At 36.5% G+C, this 23,831-nt stretch carries 16 protein-coding genes and 1 pseudogene; all 17 read right to left on the reverse strand.

The window, feature by feature from the left end; genetic code table 11:
• Positions 1-92 precede the first annotated feature (92 nt).
• The gene (locus KQI69_RS05660) at positions 93-1,304 is read right to left on the reverse strand and encodes an HD-GYP domain-containing protein (RefSeq protein WP_216564378.1); all 1,212 of its coding nucleotides are present in this window, start codon (positions 1,302-1,304) and stop codon (positions 93-95) included.
• Positions 1,305-1,466: 162 nt separating this feature from the next.
• Positions 1,467-3,185: a methyl-accepting chemotaxis protein gene (locus tag KQI69_RS05665; protein WP_216564379.1), complete on the reverse strand. Its 1,719-nt coding sequence runs from the start codon at positions 3,183-3,185 to the stop codon at positions 1,467-1,469.
• A 15-nt stretch (positions 3,186-3,200) separates the two neighbouring features.
• Entirely contained in the window at positions 3,201-3,428 is a 228-nt protein-coding gene (locus KQI69_RS05670) for a DUF2442 domain-containing protein (RefSeq protein WP_216564380.1), read from the reverse strand.
• Positions 3,429-3,592: 164 nt separating this feature from the next.
• Positions 3,593-6,091 carry a LuxR C-terminal-related transcriptional regulator gene (locus tag KQI69_RS05675; RefSeq protein WP_216564381.1) on the reverse strand — a complete coding sequence of 833 codons (2,499 nt, stop codon included), beginning with the start codon at positions 6,089-6,091 and terminating at the stop codon, positions 3,593-3,595.
• Positions 6,092-6,287: 196 nt separating this feature from the next.
• Positions 6,288-8,204: a PTS transporter subunit IIBCA gene (locus KQI69_RS05680; protein ID WP_216564382.1), complete on the reverse strand. Its 1,917-nt coding sequence runs from the start codon at positions 8,202-8,204 to the stop codon at positions 6,288-6,290.
• A 138-nt stretch (positions 8,205-8,342) separates the two neighbouring features.
• Positions 8,343-9,956 (reverse strand): annotated as a pseudogene (gene ptsP / locus KQI69_RS05685) (phosphoenolpyruvate--protein phosphotransferase).
• Between the two features lie 160 nt (positions 9,957-10,116).
• Entirely contained in the window at positions 10,117-10,965 is an 849-nt protein-coding gene (gene licT, locus KQI69_RS05690) for a BglG family transcription antiterminator LicT (RefSeq protein WP_216564383.1), read from the reverse strand.
• Between the two features lie 440 nt (positions 10,966-11,405).
• Positions 11,406-11,870: an SsrA-binding protein SmpB gene (gene smpB, locus KQI69_RS05695; protein WP_022013474.1), complete on the reverse strand. Its 465-nt coding sequence runs from the start codon at positions 11,868-11,870 to the stop codon at positions 11,406-11,408.
• Between the two features lie 15 nt (positions 11,871-11,885).
• Entirely contained in the window at positions 11,886-14,546 is a 2,661-nt protein-coding gene (gene rnr / locus KQI69_RS05700) for a ribonuclease R (RefSeq protein WP_216564384.1), read from the reverse strand.
• A gap of 211 nt (positions 14,547-14,757) precedes the next feature.
• Positions 14,758-16,764, reverse strand: coding sequence for a hypothetical protein (locus KQI69_RS05705; RefSeq protein WP_216564385.1), 2,007 nt, complete (start codon positions 16,762-16,764; stop codon positions 14,758-14,760).
• 29 nt (positions 16,765-16,793) lie between these two features.
• Positions 16,794-17,708, reverse strand: a complete 915-nt coding sequence (locus KQI69_RS05710; protein ID WP_216564386.1) for a chemotaxis protein — start codon at positions 17,706-17,708, stop codon at positions 16,794-16,796.
• A 50-nt stretch (positions 17,709-17,758) separates the two neighbouring features.
• Positions 17,759-18,469 carry a DUF4352 domain-containing protein gene (locus KQI69_RS05715; RefSeq protein ID WP_216564387.1) on the reverse strand — a complete coding sequence of 237 codons (711 nt, stop codon included), beginning with the start codon at positions 18,467-18,469 and terminating at the stop codon, positions 17,759-17,761.
• A gap of 131 nt (positions 18,470-18,600) precedes the next feature.
• Positions 18,601-20,178, reverse strand: a complete 1,578-nt coding sequence (locus KQI69_RS05720; RefSeq protein WP_216564388.1) for a HAMP domain-containing sensor histidine kinase — start codon at positions 20,176-20,178, stop codon at positions 18,601-18,603.
• Between the two features lies 1 nt (position 20,179).
• Positions 20,180-20,854 carry a response regulator transcription factor gene (locus KQI69_RS05725; protein WP_216564389.1) on the reverse strand — a complete coding sequence of 225 codons (675 nt, stop codon included), beginning with the start codon at positions 20,852-20,854 and terminating at the stop codon, positions 20,180-20,182.
• 15 nt (positions 20,855-20,869) lie between these two features.
• Positions 20,870-21,490, reverse strand: a complete 621-nt coding sequence (locus tag KQI69_RS05730) for a hypothetical protein (RefSeq protein ID WP_216564390.1) — start codon at positions 21,488-21,490, stop codon at positions 20,870-20,872.
• Positions 21,491-21,511: 21 nt separating this feature from the next.
• On the reverse strand, positions 21,512-22,642 hold the full coding sequence (locus tag KQI69_RS05735) for an FKBP-type peptidyl-prolyl cis-trans isomerase (protein ID WP_216564391.1): 1,131 nt from the start codon (positions 22,640-22,642) through the stop codon (positions 21,512-21,514).
• Between the two features lie 73 nt (positions 22,643-22,715).
• Entirely contained in the window at positions 22,716-23,384 is a 669-nt protein-coding gene (locus tag KQI69_RS05740; RefSeq protein ID WP_216564392.1) for an HAD-IA family hydrolase, read from the reverse strand.
• Positions 23,385-23,831: the final 447 nt, after the last annotated feature.

Consider the following 23,831-nt stretch of genomic DNA (forward strand, 5'->3'; position numbering starts at 1 on the left):
GCAAATGTAAATTCAAGCAAGTCATTTGGCTGAATATGAACATGTCACTACACTAGTATCTCCTGTGCTGTTTATTCTTTCCACAATAATGTTTAATCTTCCATCCGACATATTACATCTGTGATATCCTTGTCTATCCAGTTTTTGTCTGCCATATCCCGCAAAATCCCGCATGCCTTTTTATGACTCATTCCATCTTTATAAGGTCTTTTTTCTGTCAATGCCTGATATATATCTGCACACGCCATTATCCTCTGAAGCTGATTAAGTTCATCGGCTTTTTTTCCAAACGGATACCCACTTCCATCAAGCCGTTCATGATGAAATGCAGCCAGATCTCTTATTTCCTCAAATCCATCAACTTTTGACAAAATCATATATGTATAACCTGCATGATTTTTCATTTTGGCAAATTCCTCATCTGTAAGACGCGCCGGCTTTTCAAGAATTTCATTTCCTATCGCAATCTTTCCCACATCATGCAATGCACCCGCAAGATACATTTTGTCACAGGTCACCTCATCATATCCCATTATCTTAGAAATATTCGCCGCTGTTTTTGCCACTCCGAGAGAATGTCTGCTCGTAAATTCTGACTTGTAGTCGATTATCTTTGCAAACAGATTCGCAAGGTCTTTTAATATATCAAAAGAATAAAAACTTTTTTCGCAGGGTATCCTGTCCCAGAAATACTCCTCGATATGCTCGTCACCAAGTCTGCTAAACTCCTCTTTGTCAAAAGCATCCAAAAACATTCCCGTAACTTCACCGTCAAATCTTATATCCCTATTTTTTTCAATAAAATGAACTGCCTTGTTAAAAACATGCTCATCAAATTTCTGTGCTTTACAAAATGCATCCAGCATATCACAAAAATGTATTATCCTTGCAAACAGAGGAACCTCTGTCCATGTTTTACCAAAAGGCCCTGAACCATCCGCCTCCTCATGATGGTATAATATAACATTTTTTACATCTGTCTTAAATGGATACTTTTCGAGATTTTTTTCACCATATATACAGTGCATACCAAGCTGTCTTGGACTTATCTCATCTGCTGCCGCTTTTGATATATCATTATAAAATTCTTCATTTATATATTGTGTAAGAGCATTATCATGAAGCAATGCACATGCAGCCAGATCTCTGAGTGCATCATCCGACACTCCCATTTTCTGAGCCATACATACACTCATATATGCCACTCTTTTTCCATGATTTGATGTAACATGGATCAATTCTGCTTCCACACAGTCAAGTGCAAAAGAAAATGCACTTAACAATCCTATTATATCTATTTCCATTATCTTTTCCTCTCATTTAAAAATCCATACTGTGTACAAACATATATAAAACACTCAGATTTATTATTATCTTTTTACATTTTTTCCAAAATATAAGACCATATTACATTAACAATATGGTCTTATATTTATCTCTATATTCTATTTTATCACTTTTTCATTTTAATACAACTTAAAATTGTGCACAAGTTTATCTAACTCGCCTGCTCTCTGCGATAATTCGACACTGACCGCTGAACTTTGCTGTGATGCAGCAGCAGTATTTTGTGTAACTGCCGATATCTGCTCTATACCCTGCTCAATCTGTGCAAGTGCATCAGCCTGATTTTTTGCTGATTCATTTGTTGTTTTTGCAACATCAGCAAATTTTTTCATCTCATCTATCGTAGTTTCAAATGCCTTTACAACCGACTTTGTTATCTCATCACCCTTATTGATTTCTTCTATTGTTTTTAATATCAGTTCTCTTGTGTCAACAGCAGAATTTGAACTGTCTGTAGCAAGTTTTCCAATCTGTTCAGCAACAACTGCAAAACCTTTTCCTGCATCACCTGCTCTTGCTGCCTCTATCGAAGCATTAAGTGCAAGAAGATTTGTCTGCGTTGCTATATCTTCTATAGTTGAAGTAATTTCTTCTATCTTCTTTGAAATATTTATGATGTTTTGCATCTCTGCTGAAAGGCTGTCCATCTTCTTTCTTTCTTCAAATGCGATATCCACAGCTTCAGATATTCCATCTAAAGCTGACTGTGAATTTTTAGCACTTGTATCTGCCAAAGAAGCAACTGTCTCAATTGTAGCCGTAAGTTCTTCTACCGCACTTGCCTGGTCACCTGTACCCTTTGACAGCTCATCTGATGCTTTCGATATCTCATTTGCACCACGCTCCACATGCTCTGATGTTTCCTGAATATTATTTAATGTAGTATTAAAATGTTTTAAAATATATACAAATGAATTTTTTATGTCAATAAAGTCACCTTTAAAATCTGTAATCTCATCTGAATCTTTTGTAAGATCACCTTTGGCTATCTCTCTTAAAGTCTGCGAGATCTCCGTTACATAAAGCTGAAGATTTTTCATTGTTCCACGCATCGCGTCAGCCATTATTCCAAATTCATCTTCTGATTCATAGGTTATAAGTTTCCCTGCCGACATATCACCTTCATACATGAGCTTTGCAGCTTCTGACATCTGCTCTGCCGGAGTTGAAAGATTTTCAGTAATAATACGCATTAGGGTTATCGCCAAAAAGATCATTAAGGCTATAAGCACAACAGCCACAACTGCAAGCGCCCTGTTTAATGTGATAGAATTCATATAATACTGCATACCATTGTCATTTACTATCTTCTCAAGCTCGACAGTAAGCGATTTAATATCATTGACAATAGGAAGATATGTATTATAGTTAAGATCGTATGCCTCATCAAACTTTCCGTTCTTCATAAGATCCATAACCTCAGGTCTTACTTCTTCACCTTCATTTATCTTATCTTTTAACTCGCTTAATTTGCTTTTTCCCTCTGCCGTTTCAAATCTTTTATCAAGTGAGTCAACAGCATCTTTTACAAGTTTAACATCAGTCTCAACAGTCTTTTCAAAAGTTGAATAATTCTGTTCTAATGTATCCTTGCCCTCTGCAAGTATTCTGTTTATCGCCCTTTGCAGATCAGTAAGGCCATATTTTACATCACCTACATCACTTGCATTTGTCATAGGTCCTGTATATATCTTTTTGACATTCGATGATATATACTCTGCCCCTGAAAATAAAACAATCCCAACAACCGTAGCTAAAATGATAATAAATAAAAATGATGCCGATAATTTCTTTTTGATTGGATAATTACGAAGTTTGTCCTTGAAGTTATTTAACATTTTGTTTCTCCCTACTTATAATTTTAAGATAATTTCATCTAAAAACAGTTCTGAACCGTTTTCCCAGCAGATGACCTGCTCATTTTTAACATAGCCCTTTTTAAATATCTCCCAATCATTCAGATCATAAAACCTTACTGTTTTAAGTCTGGAACTCATATCATAAAGGCCGACACTGTCATCAGTAAATATGATCTCCATAAGAAAATTTTCAAAAAAGCTCACCTGTCGTATTTTTTTCATACACATCACCCTATAATCCTTTCTTTTAGGAACACACCACATTCCTGTTACAAGATATCATGATTATATTATAGGCATATTGTTTTATATTTTCTATTATGGAAAACCATACTTTTTCAGTATGATACAACTGTAAAAAAGTATGGTTTATGGCAGGGTTTTCACTATTTATCTTCTTCAAGTTCTTTTATCATCCGTATAGCTGCCGTTCTGTTGGTAACCCCAAGTTTACGGTAGATATTGGTAAGATTCTTCTCAACCGTAACAACGGCTATATGCATCGCTTCACTTATATCTGCATTTCTATATCCATCCTTTACAAGAGCCATAAGTTCTCTTTCTCTCTTGGTCAGTATAGGCTTCTTGTTCTTTTTTTCTCTCATAAATGAATCTATTCCACTTTGATACTTTTCCATAAACGGCATAAGCTCATTTATGAAATCATCTTTTTTAATCTGCCTTATAACAGGCATTATATCAGCAGCATTTTCCATAAATGCTATTTTAAAGCCGTCGGGTTTAGCTATTTCAAGTGCATTTCCAAGGTATTCTATGGCAGCGGCCTCATTTCCAAGATTATACTTTGCTATCGCTTTATAGATATTTCCGGCAATTATCGGCTGAATACTTATCTTGCCATATTCATAGGGGACAAGCATCTGTTCAGCTATAACATCTAACATCTCCCATTCTTTCTTAAAACAAAGAAGTTTCCCGTATGTAAGACATCCACTTCTTATATTTCTCACTGTCTTACTACAGTTTTCCAGCTTAAAGTCAACAAGCCATTCAGGCATCTTGTCTTCCTTTCCAAGACAGGCATATGTATATCCTCTTACAAGGTCTATATCTGTAAGTAACAGTGGATTTGTCTCGTTCTCATACAGCCCTTTAAGTTCCTGCATTTTTTCCACAAATGTTTTTTTGTCACCACTATATATAAGGCATCGAAACATTATATAGTAACAGCTTATCACTATACATGTCTGCTTTCTGAGAAGTGTCTGTTTACAGACACTTTCTGCAAGTTCATATGCCCTTTTTAAGTCTCCGGTAAGCATTGAATACTCTGCCTCAAAAAAGTCATCCCATCCCTCAGTCGTACCTTTAGTAAGATGCATATAATATCTTGTATGCTCTTTTTCCTTTTCTATTATCTGTCTTAATTTTCCACTTTCATTATAATATAAAACTGTCATACATACCGTTCCGTATGTAAGCAGAGCATTGCCAAGTATATCTGATTTCTGATAACCGAGCAGCCTGCATGCCTCTTTCAATGAAGCTGTTATCTCATTAAGGTCATTAAACTGTAATATCGCCTTTATAACCTGCATTTCACCGAGTATCTTATTGTCTGTGCTCCATATCTCGCTCCTGTTTATGTCCTGCATTATCATATCATAAAGCGGCATTATCTTTTTTTCACTCTCTTTTGTCGCAAGATAAAACAACTGGTTTAAAAGTGCCATAGGATATTTCTCCCATATCTTCTCCCATATAAATTCCCTTATCTCACCAAAGAGTTCCGGAGCTTCCGCAATAATATTTTTTCCATGCTCACCCGCATATAATTGTGCTGTCTTTTCCGCATTTTTCGCCTTGATATAACATTTTACGGCTTTTACATATATCCCTCTCTTTTCCCAAAGTTCTCCTGCCCTGTTATAGATTCTCGAAGTATCTGTCTGGGATTTCTCAAGTTCAAGTTCAGCGACATTCCTTAAAAGAGCGTGCATCTCAAATGTATTTGTATCGCTGTCATAATGTACAAATCCAAATTTTTCTATATTATCGAGAAGTATGCTCTCTGAAAAATCCACTTCAGATATAAATGCTGCACCATTTATGTCAAACCTGTTAAACAGAGACATTCTTGTATACAACTCTCTTATCTTTGGGTGCAACTTATCAAAAATAGCTGTTTTTAATAAGTGATTCGCTCCTCTGAAATTTCCAAAGCCATGACTTTTCCTATATTCATATAATGCAAGATAAACGGCACTTATCCAGCCTTCGGTATATCTGTATACCTCATCAGCTTCCTTTTCATCAAGAACAACGCCATTTTCTTTAAAGATTTCTTCAACCTGTGTCCTGCTAAGTGTCATATTCTGCTGATTAAGTATGACGCATTTTCCATTCAGCAACATTTCATCATATGAAATATCAGGGTATATCCTTGATATCAGGATAACATGTATCTTTTCTACACTGTCAATTATCACTTCCAGCATCTCATTAAAAAATGTATTATTAAATTGATGAAAATCATCTATGACCAGATACAGCTCATCCTCAATATACCTGTTCAAAACTCTTGCCACATACAAAAATTCCTGTCTTGAATGTGGCATATCGATATTTAATATCCTGTCTGACAATTCTTTATAATATTCACTGAACTTGATACATAAACGATGCCATACCCAGTTTTCATCCTGTTCTTCCCTTAGCATCGCAAACCATATAAATTTTATGTCATTTCTCTTTAAAAAATAGTTTCTCACAAACGTTGTCTTACCATATCCAGACGGTGCGATCACCATAATAAGTTCTCTGTCAATAACTTCAGAAAATATCTTTTCAAGATTTACTCTCTCAAAACTCTGCTTCTCAAAATATACTATATTATTGTTTTCATCGTGCATATTCTCGCCCATAATTTATGTCTCCCGCAAACTATCCCCAGTGCCCTGCACTGTCACATAGTACATACGTCTTTTTTATATTGTAACCTCTATAAAAAAGACTTCACATATGATCTAAAATCATTTGCAAAGTCTTTTTAACAAATCATATTTATATATTTTATTTTAGCAAAATTTTATGAAAATGGCAAATGATAATTCATATCAGTTATCGCACATTCATAACAAGCGTTGCTCTTTCAACGTTTCCGCTTACAACCTGTTCAACATCATCATATTCATCTGAGTTCGTGATGATAACAGGTGTGACTGTGTTATATCCTGCACCTCTGATACCATCTATGTCAAATTCAAGTAACGGCTGTCCTTTTGTTACCTTGTCACCCTGTTTTACAAGTGCCTTATAATATTTTCCTTCAAGTTCAACTGTATTTATTCCAACATGAATCAAAAGCTCAACACCATTATCTCCAGTAACTCCAATTGCATGAAGTGTGTCAAACAATGTCGAAGCCTCTCCATCAACCGGCGATACTACCATACCCTCACTTGGGATGACTGCCATGCCTTTTCCAAGAATCTCATTTGCAAATGTATCATCAGGAACTTCTGACAATCTTATTGCTTCGCCTTTTAATGGTGAATAAATCTCTTTTACAGTATCACCGCTTTCTCCTTTTTGTGTTGCAGCAGCTTCGTCTAAAACATGAGCACTTTCTGACACCTTATTATCAGTTTCTGTTTTCACAGCAGGCTTTTCTTCCTTATATAATATCCATGATACTGCAAATGCAACTACAGTCGCAACTATGATTATAATTGCATACTGTACTGTGTATGATGTTGTTATAAGGAAACCAAATACTCCGGTGATTCCATATGCTGTTGCACCTACTCCGGTAAGTCCTGCCACAAGACCTCCGCATGCACCACCTATACATCCTGCGATAAACGGTTTAAAAAATCTTACATTGACACCAAAGATCGCAGGCTCTGTTATTCCAAGATAAGCAGATAATGCTGCCGGAAGTGCCACACTCTTTGTCTTTGCGTTTTTTGTCCTGATAGCTACTGCAAGGCAAGCTGCACCCTGTGCCACATTTGCCGCTGTCGCAATAGGCATCCATGTATTGACACCATTTGAGCTTAAAAGTCCGGCCTCTATCGCATTATACATATGATGAAGTCCTGCGACTACTGTCGGTGCATATAAAGCTCCTACTATCATTCCTCCTATACCAAACGGAAGTGCGATAAGATTTGTTGCTGCTGAGAGCACCCAGTTTTCAACTGTTGAAAAGATAGGTCCTACAACAGTAAGTGTTATGTATCCTGTAACAAGTACTGTAACAAGCGGTGTGACAAATAAATCGATTATCTCAGGTACTATCTTGTGAAGTTTCTTTTCTATCATTGACATAAGCCAAACAGCTATTACAACGGGTATCACATGTCCCTGATAACCTACAAGTTTTATGTCGTACAAGCCAAACCAGACAGATGCAGTAGGAATGTCAGATGCTTTCATTCCCGATACTGACCACGCATTTATGAGGTCACTGTGTATCATTATCATACCGATAACTGCACCGAGAAACTGGTTTCCACCAAAAGTCTTTGCCGCACTTATCGCTATAAGAATTGGTAAATATACAAATGCCGCATTACTGAACAGATGGATTATCGTGTATGTTGATGAGTTTGCCATCTGCGGCCATAGATTACAGAAGCCCTCCAAAAGTCCCATCAAAAGACCACTTGCAACGATTGCCGGAATTATCGGAACAAATATATCTCCGAGCGTCTTAATGGCACGTTTAAATACATTCTGTTTTGATGCTGCCGCAGCTTTTACATCCTCTTTTGTTCCTCCTGATATATGGGCAAGTGATATAAACTCATCATATACCTTGTTTACCGTACCTGTTCCAAAGATTATCTGAAGCTGTCCTGATGCCTCAAATACACCTTTTACACCGTCAATATTTTCAATCGCTTCTTTACTGCATTTTGAATTGTCAGCGATAACAAGTCTTAACCTCGTGGCACAATGTGCCGCTGAGATTATATTATCGCTGCCTCCTATCTTTTCAAGCACTTCCTTAGCTGCTTTTCCATAATCCATAACCTCATCCTCCATATCTTCTAACCTTATATATCATTATTAAACAATCATCATATTAACTGTATTCCAAAATCTTTCTGCCTCTTTAGTGATCTCTGTCAAAATTATTATGCATTATTTAGCTGGAACAATAGTCAATCAGTCCATATCTCTTACAATCTTTCTTATCGGAAGTACACAAGCCGGTGAAACTGAAAGTTCATCGATTCCCATCTCAACAAATCTCTCTGTAAGTTCTGTATCAGCACCAAGCTCTCCACAGATTCCTGCCCAGATTCCCTCTTTATGTGCATTGTCGATAACCATCTGAATCATTCTGAGTATTGCCTCATGATGTGGATTGTAGAACTCATCAAGTTTTGAGTTCTGACGGTCTATCGCAAGTGTATACTGTGTCAGGTCATTTGTTCCTATACTAAAGAAGTCAACTTCTTTTGCAAGAAGGTCGCTTATGATAGCTGCTGCCGGAGTTTCTATCATGATTCCCTCCTCAACTTCACCTATCTCAACTCCTGCTGCAACAAGTTCTTCTCTGACCTATTTTGAAATCTCTTTTATTCTTCTCACCTCATCAACAGATGTTATCATAGGGTACATGATGGCGATATTTCCATATGCACTTGCTCTGTACAATGCACGAAGCTGTGTCTTAAATACATCCTCTCTTGTAAGACAGATTCTTATAGCTCTGTATCCCATTGCAGGATTTTCTTCCTTCTCAAGATTGAAATAATCTGCCTGCTTGTCTGCTCCTATGTCAAGTGTACGGATTATTACTTTCTTACCCGCCATAGTCTCTGCTACCTGCTTGTAAGCTTTAAGCTGCTCATCCTCTGTAGGATAGTCACTTGCTTCAAGATAGAGAAACTCACTTCTGAAAAGTCCGATTCCTGCTGCATCATTCTGAACAACCGCTGCAAGGTCTGAAGGATTTCCAATGTTAGCATATAACTTTATCTGCTTTCCTGACTTTGTAACAGTATCTTTTCCCTTGAGGCTCTGTAAAAGTTTTTTCTGCTCTTTAGCAGCTTCCTGTTTCTTTAAATATTCGTTCATCGTAGCTTCATCAGGCTCTACTATGATCTTTCCCTCAAAACCGTCAATGATTCCTGTCTTTCCATTCCATTCCTCATCAATATCAACACCGATAAGTGCTGGTATTCCCATTGTCCTTGCAAGGATAGCTGTATGTGAATTTGAAGAACCAAACTTTGTGACGAATGCAAGAAGTTTTGTCTTATCCATCTGAACAGTCTCACTTGGGGCAAGGTCATCAGCAACAATTATAACAGGTTCATCTCCTATATCACTGTCACTTGTCTTTCCACACAGAACTGAGATAACTCTCTCTGAAATATCCTTTACATCAGCAGAACGAGCCTTAAAATAGTCATCCTCCATATTTGCGAACATCTCTGAGAAATTGTCCCCTGTAACTCCGACTGCGTACTCAGCATTGACTTTCTGTGATGTGATTATATTTTTTACTGAATCGTTGTAATCATCATCTTCAAGCATCATTGCATGAACCTCAAAAATCTCTGCGTTCATCTCACCGACTTCTTTTAATGCTTTCTCATAAAGACCATGAAGCTGCTCTATTGCTTTTTCCCTTGCTGCTTCATATCTTGCTATCTCACCCTCAGAATCGTCTGTCTTTTTTCTTACGACAACATTCTGATTTTTTGAATAAAAACTAATCTTTCCTATTGCAATTCCACCAAAAATTTTCTTTCCAAAATACTCTTTCATAATAATTTTCCTCCTTAAATTAAAAAGCCCGGACACGCAGCTAACTATATTTTTTCACATATTTAATATATATATTCAAAATAAAAGTTAAAAGTTTCGTGTCCGGGTTTAGCCAACTGAATGTAACAATCCCTTAACAGATATGTTTGTTTATATTTGATTATAAGTTAGTTATCTGACCTTCACCTGAAAGTCTCTGGATATGAATCGTCAGATATGATATTTCCTCCAATGATACAATGTACTTCCTGCTGGCTTTGAGATAATCCCTTATCCTGAGTGCACATCTGTAACTTTTTGGAAACTCATCTTTTACTATCATGGTAAGTCTGTCATCCGCATCATCACCATAAGCTTCATTTTTTACAACTCTTGCAAGGAAGTGTTTCAGATGAATGATAAAACGCTCATAATATAAACTCTCCCTGTCAAGCTCTTTTCCAAATGTATATCCTACTATATTTACAATATCCTTTGTGATCGCCGGAATATTAACGGTCTGCATCATATCTGCATCAATCTGGGCATTTAATATATGAAGTGCAAAAAATCCTGCCTCATCCTCTGAAAGTTCAATCCCCAAATCTTCTTTTATGATATCAAGTGCACCTTTTCCGGCTTCAAACTCTTTTTGATAAAATCTTTTGATCTCCCACAAAAGTGCATTTTCAACGACAATGCCCTTCTTGAAACGGGTAATCGCAAAATTAAGATGATCGGTAAGCGTTATGTAGATTATCTTGCTCAGTTTCATTCCAAACTTTTCTTTTGCCATAGCTATTATCTTATTGGCAGTCTGAATATACTCATATGGTATATCTTTAAGTAATTCTTCAAGCCTGCTCACACTCTCATCCGGCATCGAAAACTTTTTCTCAATCTTTGACTCATCAAGAATATCTCCATTTTTCTTGCCAAAGCCTAAACCTTTTCCCATAACAACAATCTCTTTGCCTTTCTCATCACAGGCACTTACGACATTGTTATTTATAATTTTTAAGATCCTCACTCTTCTTCCCCCGGACAAAACAACAAAAGTTTTCCGAGTTTTTCAAAAAGAAAAAAAACATTACTGTTCACACCTACAGTGCGACCAGCAACGATTACAGCCAATCTTAAATGCATCTACGATGCATGGGGCTGTAATCCTGCAAAATTCACTCATTGGTGCATAGCTTGACAGCCAGTGTCAAGCTTGCAAGTGAACAGTAACAAAAAAACTGCATTACACCTGTCCTCAAACAATAGTAATATATAAACTACGTTCAATATTCAACGGTGCAACCCAGTCTTGCCTAATATGTATGATATACAATCAGTAACAATCCAGTTCGCTTTCGCAACTTGTTTCGTTGTTAATATATTACTATTGTAAATATAGTTCGTCAAGTGTTTTTTGTATTTTTGCTGTTTTGTATAAATTTTAAAGTCTTTTTTTGTGCAATTTCACTAAAATTGAAGATTTTTAAATTTACGCTCAGCTTCACGCCTCTGATCTTTCTTCGCTATATCCTGTCTTTTGTCGTACAGTTTTTTACCTTTTGCAAGACCAATCTCGACTTTTACAAGGCTTCCGCTGAAATATACGCTCAGTGGCACTACCGTATACCCCTTCTGTGCTATCTGACCTTCAATCTTTCGTATCTCACTTTTGTGAAGGAGAAGTTTACGCACTCTCAACGGATCTTTGTTAAATATATTTCCTTTTTCATATGCAGGAATGTGCATATTGTAGACATAAACTTCTCCCTTTTCGATTCGTATAAAGGCTTCCTTTACACTGCATCTTCCCATCCTGAGCGATTTAACCTCAGTTCCCGCAAGCGAGATTCCAGCCTCATACTTATCTTCTATAAAATAATCGTGATATGCTTTTTTATTGTTTGCTATCAGTTTTTTTGTCTGTTTTGCCATAACTACTAACTACCTCTATTTACTTCTTTGATTTTTCTTTGCCTGTTTAGCTTTTTTCTTTGCTTTCTTTTTTGCCTTATTTAAGGCTCTCTTTTTTGCTGCTCCGGTAAGTTTCTTTACTTCATGTTCTACCTGTGCTTCTGCGGCTGCTTTGGCAGCTTTCTTTTTAGCTTTTTTCTTTCTGTATTCAAATGCCTTTAAAGCTTTTTCTTTCGCTTCAATAAGAGCCTTCTGTTTTGCCTTTGTAACTGCCTTGTTCTTTGAATCCTTTGTTTTACTCTCTGATGCTTTTGAAGTTTTTCTTACCTTTCTGCCGCCTGATGAAGCTATTTTTTCTTTACTTCTGCGGCTTTTTCCTTTTGCCTTCTTCTCTCTGCCTGAAGAATGTGAAGCCTCTATTTCTGACTCTCGTTTCTTCCTTCTTAAAGAGCTGCCTCTTTCCTGTCCTGATGCATCCCCTTTAACGGCAGCACCATTGCCATGCTCTTTATTTTTTCCAGCAATAACACCATCATTTGCAGCACCACTGTCAGAAAGTTCATCCGCATCACTCTCACATACAGTAAAGTCTATAGTTTTCGTTAGTTTGTCAACTGCTGAGACAGTTACCTTTATCGGCTCACCGAGTTTATAGGACTTTCCGGTACGCTCGCCTACCATCCTGTACTTTTCTTCCTCAAAGTAATAATAATCTCCCGGAATGTCGGCAACTCTCACCATTCCCTCTACTGTGTTTGGAAGTTCAACATACATTCCCCATGTAGTTACGCCTGAGATAACACCGTCAAAGCTCTGGCCGATAAACTGTTCCATGTACTCAGCCTTTTTCATCTTCTCAACTTCACGCTCTGCATCATCAGCCCTTCTCTCAAGCCTGCTCGCAGCCTCCGCAACCTCCGGAAGAATCTGATTGTAGTGGCCTATCCTCTTGTCATTCATCTTTCCGTGGATATTTTCCTTGATTATGCGGTGTATCTGAAGGTCAGGATATCTTCTGATAGGAGAAGTGAAATGACAGTAATACTTCATCGAAAGTCCGAAATGCCCTCCACACTGTGTCATATACTTTGCCTGTTTCATGGAACGAAGTGCCAGTCTGCTTATAAGAGCCTCCTCCGGCTTTCCCTCTACAGATTTTATAAGTTTCTGTATCTCTTTCGGATGAATCTCACCATCTGAATTTACCTTTAAAGTATAACCAAAGTTCTCTATGAAAACTCCAAGCTGGTTTATCTTTTCCTCGTCAGGTTCTTCATGAACACGATATACAAATGGAAGCTCCTGCCAGAAATACTCTTCTGCGACAGTCTGGTTTGCTGCAAGCATAAACTCCTCAATGATACGGTTCGCATTGTTTCTCTCATATTCTTTTATCTCAAGCGGTCTGCCTTTTTCATCAAGGATTATCTTGCTCTCAGGAAAATCAAAATCAATAGACCCCCTCTTAAATCTTCTTTCCCTTAATATATCAGCAAGTTCATACATAAGCTCAAACATAGGAATAAGTTCTTTGTACTTCTCCCTTTCTTCCTCGTCTTCAAGCTCAACTATCTTGTGCACACTTGTGTATGACATTCTTCTGTCTACATTTATTACACTTTCCTCTATACTGTGTCTTACTATCTCTCCCTTTTCATTGATATCCATCATACATGAGAGGGCAAGTCTGTCTACTCCCTCATTAAGCGAGCAGATACCATTTGACAGTTTGTGCGGCAGCATCGGTATGACCCTGTCTACAAGATATACACTTGTACCTCTCTTAACTGCTTCTTTGTCAAGTGGTGAACCCTCGGTTACATAATTTGATACATCTGCTATATGAACACCGAGATGATATATGCCATTTTCTTTTGTAAGAGATACAGCATCGTCAAGGTCTTTTGCATCCTCACCGTCAATCGTGACCATCTGAAGATTTCTATAATCGCTTCTTCCCGTCTTTTCTTCCTCTGCTACCTCATCCTCGATATTTTCTACCTGATCCATAACCTCGTCAGGATATTCCTCAGGAAGTCCATAAGCCTTTATGACTGACAGGATATCCACCCCCGGATCATTTATGTGGCCGATGATCTCAAGTATCCTTCCCTCAGGATTTGATATATCACTGCCATAATCAGTAATCTCAACAACTACCTTATGTCCGGTGATAGCACCTTTGCTCTCTGCTTTAGGGATATAAATATCTCTGCCAAACTTCTGATTGTCAGGTACAACAAATCCAAAACTCTTACTTTTTGAATATGTTCCAACAAGAATATCAGTTCCACGCTCTACGATAGATATTACCTCACCTTCGCGTCTTTTTCCATGTGCTCTTTCATCAATGACTACATGAACCGTATCTCCATCTATCGCACCTCTCGTCTTGTGTGCAGGGATAAATATATCCTCATCATCACCTTCAACACGGACAAAACCGAAACCTCTCTGAGTCCCCATAAACTTTCCGACAAGGATATTCTCCGAAAGCGGTTTTATCTTTCCTTTAAGGTCAAGCTGTATTTTTCCTTCGCTGTACAGTTCATCAAGTACAGACCTGAAATCCTTTTTTTCTTTTGCCGGAACCTGTAATACAACAGCCATCTCCTTTGTTGACATAGGCGTATAACTTTTTGAATTTACAAATTCAAGTATCATATCTTTTTTGCTGTTTAAATCTTCTCTATTCATACAAACACCCCCTGCTGTTCAGATTTTTCATATAACATGCATTTCACACCTGTCTACATGTCAGAATCTTTTTAATTCTATACTATACATATTTTTATTTATATTATATCCTATATCTTATAATGAAACAATGACTTTATAATAAGCACTATAATTTTTTAAAGCAAAAACTCACCGACATTTTATTTTATACCGGTGAGTTTTAATTTCTTTATTTATTTGCTATTTTATTAACTTTATTAGTGTAATCATTTCCACTTAAACTAAGTATATTATACGCCTGTGATTTTGACAGACCAAATTCTTCTGACAAAATATCAAGTATCTTTTGATATATACCCTCAAGTTTATCTTCTATCTCAAGGTCATATGCAGCTTTTTTATTTTCATCATACTTTCTTAATCCCATAAGAAGTGAATCTAAAGCTTCAGGATATTTTTTAACATTTTCATAATTCTGATATGCATCAAGTGAATGTTGAACCTTCATAAGCGTTACTATCTTCTGATACTGTTCAGGATCTTTTTTATTCATGTTAGTTCCGATAGCTGCTTCATATGCCTGAGAATATCTGCTCATATCATAGTAGTTATCTGCCTTCTTTTTATCAAGACTGCTTCCAAAACTGTTTGTCAGAATTATCGTTCCGGCAAGAAAAACTATTCCCAAAACAGCAACTATAGCAACACCAACTTTATTAAGTTTTCCAACTACCTCCTGAGCCTCTGCCTCTTTTTCGGCTTCTTTTTTAGCAAGTTTTTCGGCTTTTTTTGCAGCCTTTTCTTCGGCTTTTTTAGCTTTCTTTGCAGCCTTTTCCTCAGCTTTTTCCGCCTTAATTTTCGCCTTTTCTTCTTTTTTCTGAGCTTTTTCAAGTGCTTTTTCTTCTTTTAGTTTTTCGGCTTCCTCAAGCTTTGCGGCTTCATCTTCTTTTGCCTGTTTTTCAGCTTCCGCAATCTCATCAGTAACTACATTTCCAAACACTTTTTTTAAAAATCCAGGCTTTTTTGTCTCTTCCTGCTTTTTTTCTTCTTTTGGAAGAATATCTGCAATATCCTCAGCACCTGATTCATCTACTGACATATCAGGCAGATCATTTATATCCGGTATCTCATCTCCAGAATCACTATCAAGACTCATGATATCCTCGGAATTTGAATCATCGCCTAACATTCCAAGAAGATCTGCAATATTATCGTCCCCAGACTTGTCACTTTCCTGTGCTTCATTTTCTGATGTATCGTCAACTTCCTGTTCTCCTCCGTCTATAGAGCCATTTATATCTAAATTATCCAACAGACCACCTAACATATCATCCATATTTTCACTACCTGTATCCTGACTTTCCCCGTCGGATCCTTCCTGCAGCATTGACATTATATCATCAACCGGTTCACCACTATCCTGTGTAGACACCGTATCATCTGCCACTTCTGTATCATTTTCAAGAATTGACATTATGTCATCTGCCGAATCATCTTGCTCTGGCATTGCAGCTTCCTCTGATTCAGGCTCACTTTCAAGCATAGACATTATGTCGTCCATTGAATTGTCTTCTCCCTCTGATGAAGCATTGTCAATATCTACTGACTCACCCTCATCAACAGATACCGACTCATTATTTACCGGCTCACCATTATCAACAGATACCGACTCATCATTTACCGACTCACCTTCATCAACAGCTATTGACTCATCATTTGCCGGCTCACTCTCATCAGCAGATACTAGCACCTCATCATCTACTGGCTCATTTATATTATCCGGCATAGGCACTTTAGCATCTGAAGAGACATCAGACACATCTGCAGTAATATTTTGCGTGTTTATGTCTTCACTGCCGTCAGACACCTTTTCATCTTTTATAAACTGCTTAGCATCAATTTTAGGAACTGTTGTCTCAATATCATTCCCCTCTGAAACTTCTGGTTCAGTCACATCATCTTCTGTTATCCCAATATTAGGCAGAGGAATATCCAGATCATCTTCTTCATTCATATCCTTAAGAGCCGAATCATCCAGCTTGATAGATGCAGCAATCTCCGGTATGGCAGACAGATCGTCCGTTTTATCAAGTTCATCTAGTTGTGGCAGTCCTTCAAGGCTCGTAAGATCATCATATTCTGCAAATTCATCAAGGCCGTCATAAACATCATTTTGTGAATCATCCTGATTATCTTCCTTTAAGCCATCCTTTTCAATATTGTCTTCTTCTCTCAATCCACTTTTCTCCTTGTCCACCATTAAACTTATTCTGCCTGCTCATTTCCAACAAGCTTATCTATTGCAGAAACAAGCTGGCCTATCTCAGGTTTTGAAAGCTGTGCATCCGCACCAAGCTGTTCACCTTTAATCTTCATTTCTTCATTTACAAGTGATGAGAATATAACTACAGGTATATGATTCATATCATTATTATCTTTAACAAGCTTTGTTAAGCGGTGTCCATCCATCTGAGGCATCTCTATATCAGTTATAATACATGCAACTTTTGAATCAAGATCTCCGCTTGCATTATACTCCTGAAGTTTATCCCAGCACTCTTTTCCATTGGCAGTAGTAGTCAGGTTTGTATATCCTGCCTGTTCAAGACAATTTACTATCATTTTGCTAAGAAGTGCTGAATCCTCTGCAATAAGTATCGGAGTTTCATTTCTCGTTCTATGTGTCATTCTCTCAATATCAGATACTTTAAGTCCTGTCTCAGGATTTATATCTGAAACAATCTTTTCAAAATCAAGTATAATGATCAGCTTACCATCAATTCGTATAATACCTGTCGCCATTCCCTCACCGGCAGTATTTATTGTAGAATCAGGTTTTACAATATCTGACCATGATACTCTATGTATTCCCAAAACTCCATTTACATGAAATGCTGTATTCAGCTTATTAAAATTTGTGACTATATACATATCTCCCTCCGGTGTCTCCGGCTTTGGAAGATGTAAACATTCTGCCAGATCTATAATCGAAATAATTTCATCTCTAGGCATAAAAATTCCTTCTATACGCGAATCTGCATTCGGTATAGGAGTTGGTGTCTGAAAAGAAATAATCTCTCTTATCTTTGCTACATTTATTCCATAATAATTGTTTGCAACACGAAACTCCAATATCTCAAGTTCATTTGTTCCGCTCTCCAATAAAATTCCTGTTTCCATATATCCGTACCTCCACTATATGTCTGGATATGTCCAGACCTTATCTATTATTATTTTATATTTAGCTGAGCCACTGCATTATTATTTGTGACCTCAAGCACAACATTCTTGATTTTTGTATCTGATGGAATCTCAAATACAATTATTCCATTCAGGCTCTTTTTAGATGCTACATTCTGCTTTATAAAATGTATATCATCACTTGCGATGGTAAGAAGAGGCTGCTCCATCTGTTTTCCATCTACAGACAATGAATATTGACTATTATTTTTAGTCATATCAATTTTCTTTGCCGCATTTGTATTATTTTTAAATTTCATTTTTACGACAAAAAGTTTTTTACCTTTTGCAGATGAAATATTAGAATCTCTGGTACTTATATTTGTACTGCACTTATAACCTTTAAATTTAACATCAAAACCTGATACATTAAACGCATCACTAAGAGATACATAATTCTGTTCAGGCTCTTTTGTCGTTCCCGGAGTTTCAGTATTTTCATTTACATCCGATGTTTTAACCGGTTCTTCTGGTGTCACTGTCGAAACAGGTCTTGCTGTCACAACAGGTTCCGGTGTCGTGCTTTCTACACTGCTGTTTAGCTTTATCGTACCGGAATAATTTTTGTCATGTTTAAGCAGATTATCTGCCATATATTCTGCTATAGCATCGTTCTGTTCTTCCGACAATGATGGAACACTCGCACACCCTGTCAATCCTATAGCTGCGGCCGCTGCCACAATGAAAATCCTTTTTCTCATACTAACCCTCCGTGCTTTATTACACTTATAATACGGGTATATATTGCCATTTTAACCCATTTTCGTCTTTTTATATAATATCACATATACAACAACATCGTCAATGAATAAAGTAACTACAATATAAAATACTAATTCTGGGTATCAAGTTCAAACCAGAACTCCACCCCATCGTCATGATTTATCACGCCAAACTTCTGATTCATCGACTCCATTATCGCTTTAACTATAGACAGCCCTATGCCGCTGCCGCCATATTCTCTTGTCCTGGCTTTATCAACTTTATAAAACTTGATCCATATCTTGTCAAGTTCATCCTCCGGTATACACTTTCCGGTATTAAATACACTGATCCTTACAACTCCATCATGCTTTACAAGACTTACATTTATCTTCTTTTCACCATCAACATGATTTATGGCATTACTCACATAATTTGTCACAACTTCTTCTATCATATATTCATCTGCCCACACATAGACAGGCTCATGTTCATCCATAGTTATGACAGCCTGCTTCTGTTCTGCCAGAAGCAATGCAGAATTTATTACCGACCTTAAAACCTGCACAATATCAAAATGTTCAAATGAAACCTGGTTATTGCCAAACTCTATCTGATTTAAAGTAAGGAGTTTTTTTACCATCTTGTTCATTTTATCTGCTTCATCTATTATTACCTCACAGTAAAATTCCCTGCTCTCGGTATCATCATTTATATTATCCTGCAACCCTTCTGCATACCCCTGTATCAGTGCTATCGGAGTTTTCAGTTCATGCGACACATTCGACAGGAACTCTTTTCTCATCTCATCTATCTGCGTCTTCTTCTCGATATCCTTTTTAAGCTCATTATTTGCAGTTTTTAACTCTGATATCTTTTCTTCAAGATTTTCTGACAAAGTATTTATACTGCTGCCTAATGCCCCTATCTCATCATCACTTTTTACCGGATATCTTATTTCAAAATCAAAATCCGCCATCTTCTGTGCAATTTTTGTAAGCTGTCTTATAGGTTTTGTAAAGTTGTTTCCAATAAATACCATTATCACAACGCCAAATACTATCACTCCAATGCCCACATAAAGCAAAAATGAATTAAATATTCCTATGTTCTCCGCCATACTCTGATAATTTGTGCTTACATATACAAATGCACCTGAATCAAGTTTTCCAAACAGCTCAATATAATATGAACCTATTCTTTCATCCATCACCTTATAAACACTATAATTATCTGTAAGACTCATAAGCTGTCTTTTTTTATCCTTAACAGCAAAGCTTTGTGTATCCTCTATTCCAATAACATAATCCTTTGTCTTGTCGATCACATCTTCCTTTTGATATTGTGTTATGACATTCTCGCTAGGATAATCATACTGGTAATATACTTTTCCAAAGAAATTGTTTAATCTGAACACATACACATTTGATGTGTTATTTTCAGACAATATCTCAAGATTTAATGTAGACTCATCCGACAGTGTCGAACTCTCACCTGACTTATACTGACTGTCATTATTTATTATCGAATTCGTGCTTCCATAACATTTTTCTAACATTGACACCTTGCTATGCTGATAATATGCCGGTAAAAATATCCTGTTCATAAACCAGATAGCAGCAAGCGTAAATCCAAGCATTCCTATCATTATCAGTATAAGTTTGGTACGGATGGATTTCACACCAAATATTTTTTTCTTATCTTCCATATCACGAAACCTCAAATTTGTAACCCATTCCCCATATTGTCTTAATATATTCACCCTTGTCACCAAGCTTGCTGCGAAGTTTCTTTACATGTGTGTCAATAGTTCTGGCATCACCAAAATAATCATAATTCCAGACATTATTTAAAATGCGCTCTCTTGACAATGCAACCCCCTGGTTTGTAACAAAATAAGTAAGAAGTTCAAATTCCTTAAAGCTTAATTCTATCGGCTTGCCGTCTATCTTAACTTCATGTGCCGACTGATTTATGTATATCCCTCCAACTTCCATATCCCCGTCATCAAGCTGATTGGTGCGTCTTAGGATCGCTTCAACTCTCGCTACAAGTATTTTTGGACTGAAAGGTTTTGAAATATATTCATCGACACCGAGTTCAAATCCAAGTAATTCATCCTTTTCATCACTTTTGGCAGTAAGCATTATAATCGGCACCTGTGAATATTTCCTTATCTCTCTCACTACCTCCCAGCCATCCATTTTAGGCATCATCACATCAAGTATTATCAATGCTATATCCTTATTTTCGTAAAACTCATCTACAGCTTCCTCTCCGTCACCGGCCTCCAAAACATCAAAATTACTCTTTATCAAAAAATCCTTTACAAGCTTTCTCATCCTAGCTTCGTCATCAACCACCAGTATTTTTAACTTTTCCATAACTGACCCCCATTTTTATTTGCTGTTTTCTGCTTCATCTTTCTGCTTATCTTCCAGTTCCTTTTCTTTTTTATCAATAGCTTTCTGTCTGTCTTCCAAAGTCTGCTCCCATTTTTCATACTTGTCAATCAGTTCATTTTCCATATTAGATTTATAGTCAGTAAAATATGTAAACACGGAATACTTTGACCTTATCGTTATTATAACAAGTGCTGCAAGCAATAATGTCAGAAATGCTATAGCCATATTCCTTATCTTTCTTCCTGCTGCTTCATCCTCATATGCCTTTTTATATTTTTCTGCCTCTCTCTGAACCTCATCCCTGTTTAAAGCAGGCTTTTTCTCCACTGCAACATATTTTTGGACTATCGGTACATATGCAAGATTTTTTTCCTGAACCACCCCCGAAGAAATAATCTTCTTTCTCATATTATTTACAAATTCAAGACCTATCACCGTCTGAAAAGACTTTTTATCCACAGCTTTATTATAAACTTTCAGGATTGCCTTCGCATCAGACATATTTGTATTTGCAACAATGTATTCAATAGTTTCTTTCTCTTTCAGTGCACGTTCAAATTCTTTTCTCGACGAAAATTTGAATCCATCTAAAATCATTTCTTTTTCGTTTACCATATTTCACCCCGGCCTAAATTATCATGCTTTCGAGTAATCAAATTTCAGGTTATCAGCAAGCCATTTTTTTACTACATTTAATGTAGCTTCATTTATAAGTGCCTCTTTATTTTCCTTTTCATACTCTTCTTTAGTTGCATACTTCTCTGAATTATACTCAAATTCTTCTTCAAGAACTCTTTCATACTCTTTATCACTATACTTAATATTTTCAAGTTTGGCAATTGCCATTGCAGCCAGATTTTCCTTTACCGTATCTTGTGCTATTTCTTTTAAGTCATATTTTTTAAAATCTTCAAGATTGTTATAACCATACTGTTTTAATACTTCATCAATACTATACCCATAAATCTCAGCCATATCATAATATCCCTGAAGATTTTCCTTCTCAGCCAGAGCAAGCATATCTGACGGATATTTTTTAACATGGCACAACTCCACAACATCCGACCATGCATAATCTCCCCTGTCTGTCTTGTTTTCCTTTATAAGCTTATCCCTGATGTATTTCTTATATTCATCTACCGTTTTGTATTTTCCTGATGATACATTCTTTATAAATCTGTCATTAAACTTCGGCACGATCTTTTTACCACAAATATATTTAGCTGTGATCTCAAAATCAACTTTATGTCCATCCACATTCTTATCATCATAAGTTCCTTCGGGCACACTGCATGAAAATTTCACTTTTTTCCCCGTTACTGCACCTTTGAGTGCATTTTCAAAATCCTCAAGCCAATCACCGGAACCTACATCTATATAGTCAGCACCACATGTAACATCAATCTTTTTTCCCTTGATAAAGCCCGAAAATTCTGCATAAACCTTATCTCCATCTTTAACTTTCCCCTGCTTCTTTTCGTATTTTGCATGATCATCAAGCAGCGTATTTATCTCAGATTTTATATCATCTTCTGATACCCCGACATTTACCGTAATATTTTTATAATCACCTATTTCTATATATTTTAATGGGTCAAAATCACTACTATATGAATCTGTTTTTTCAGATGACTTCTTGTCTCCCTTTTTCCCATTCATAAAATATCCTGCGATTATTCCTGATACCAGTCCTACCAAAAGAACACAGATTATAATGGTTACAAATACCCTTTTGCTGATACCAATGTTATTTTTTTTATTTTCCATAAAACCTCCGCTATTCCCCTGTTTGTTTTTATATCACAGCACTATATGTTTATTTTGATTATATCACAACTTACTATTTAAATGGTAAATTTAATTCCTTTAAACCTAATATATCCTCAACATTCTGCACGATATACTCTGCTCCTGCCTCCTCAAGTTCACCGGGTTTTGCAAAACCATAATAGACGCCTAGTACTTCTATGCCGCACGCATGTGCCCCTATGACATCATGTTTCCTGTCACCGACCATAAGTACATTATTTTTTTCATCATCAGAAATATTCAATCTTCTTAAAACTTCTTCTATAACAGCCTGCTTTGTATCTCTTGTCCCATCAAAGCTGCTGCCTGTAATTTCTACAAAATACTTTGTCAGCTCAAAATGTTTCAAAATCCTTTTTGCTGTTTCCTCAGGCTTTGAAGTCGCAACAGCAAGTATAAAACCTCTGTCCTTTAATGTCTGAAGCACTTCCCTTATCCCATTATAAGGTTCATTCTCAAAAAGGCCTGTTACATTATATCTCTCCCTGAATTTTTCAGTTGAATTTTTGGCATCCTTCCTGTTCATTCCGGCAATCGTCATAAAACCATCTGTAAGAGGAGGACCTATAAATTCATACAGCCTCTCCTCACTGTCTAACTTAACACCTGCTGCATCCAGGGCATATCTGACACAATTTGTTATTCCTTTACTTGAATCCGTAAGCGTCCCATCAAGATCAAACAATATATATTTAAACATAAAAATTCCTCCTGCCGTTTTTTCAGTTACAATATATCACTATCTTACTTAATATAAATCTTCTACAACTATTTACTTTACACATCCCTAAAAAACAAAAAGAGCCCGGGAAGGCTCTTTCTGTCGGATAACATATGTTATCCAGCGTATAATAGGGTGGGAGTAGAAAGTTTTCACTTTCTGAAATAAAAGTATACCTACTAATTATGTCTAAATTATGTCCGTTTTGTTAACATGTCGTTCATATTTAACTTTTAATTAAATTATTTTTATATTTGCTTAAAAATTGTATATCTTATGCATATTTTTTATTTTTTGTAATGTAAAAATCCCCATTAATGGACATACAGCAGTATTTTTTCCAAAAATCAATTAAAAATTGTGTAACATCTCACAATTTTTAATTGATTTTTGGAAAAAATTGTGCAATACTGTTTTAGGAATGTT

This window comes from Eubacterium sp. MSJ-13 (assembly GCF_018918235.1).
Lineage (GTDB): Bacteria > Bacillota > Clostridia > Lachnospirales > Lachnospiraceae > Butyribacter.

Bases quoted from the DNA above. Each gene is read 5' to 3' on its own strand.
- KQI69_RS05660 (WP_216564378.1), bottom strand. From the start codon at position 1,304: ATGGAAATAGATATAATAGGATTGTTAAGTGCATTTTCTTTTGCACTT.
- KQI69_RS05665 (WP_216564379.1), bottom strand. From the start codon at position 3,185: ATGTTAAATAACTTCAAGGACAAACTTCGTAATTATCCAATCAAAAAG.
- KQI69_RS05670 (WP_216564380.1), bottom strand. From the start codon at position 3,428: ATGAAAAAAATACGACAGGTGAGCTTTTTTGAAAATTTTCTTATGGAG.
- KQI69_RS05675 (WP_216564381.1), bottom strand. From the start codon at position 6,091: ATGGGCGAGAATATGCACGATGAAAACAATAATATAGTATATTTTGAG.
- KQI69_RS05680 (WP_216564382.1), bottom strand. From the start codon at position 8,204: ATGGATTATGGAAAAGCAGCTAAGGAAGTGCTTGAAAAGATAGGAGGC.
- smpB (WP_022013474.1), bottom strand. From the start codon at position 11,870: ATGGCAAAACAGACAAAAAAACTGATAGCAAACAATAAAAAAGCATAT.
- rnr (WP_216564384.1), bottom strand. From the start codon at position 14,546: ATGAATAGAGAAGATTTAAACAGCAAAAAAGATATGATACTTGAATTT.
- KQI69_RS05710 (WP_216564386.1), bottom strand. From the start codon at position 17,708: ATGGAAACAGGAATTTTATTGGAGAGCGGAACAAATGAACTTGAGATA.
- KQI69_RS05715 (WP_216564387.1), bottom strand. From the start codon at position 18,469: ATGAGAAAAAGGATTTTCATTGTGGCAGCGGCCGCAGCTATAGGATTG.
- KQI69_RS05720 (WP_216564388.1), bottom strand. From the start codon at position 20,178: ATGGAAGATAAGAAAAAAATATTTGGTGTGAAATCCATCCGTACCAAA.
- KQI69_RS05725 (WP_216564389.1), bottom strand. From the start codon at position 20,854: ATGGAAAAGTTAAAAATACTGGTGGTTGATGACGAAGCTAGGATGAGA.
- KQI69_RS05730 (WP_216564390.1), bottom strand. From the start codon at position 21,490: ATGGTAAACGAAAAAGAAATGATTTTAGATGGATTCAAATTTTCGTCG.
- KQI69_RS05735 (WP_216564391.1), bottom strand. From the start codon at position 22,642: ATGGAAAATAAAAAAAATAACATTGGTATCAGCAAAAGGGTATTTGTA.
- KQI69_RS05740 (WP_216564392.1), bottom strand. From the start codon at position 23,384: ATGTTTAAATATATATTGTTTGATCTTGATGGGACGCTTACGGATTCA.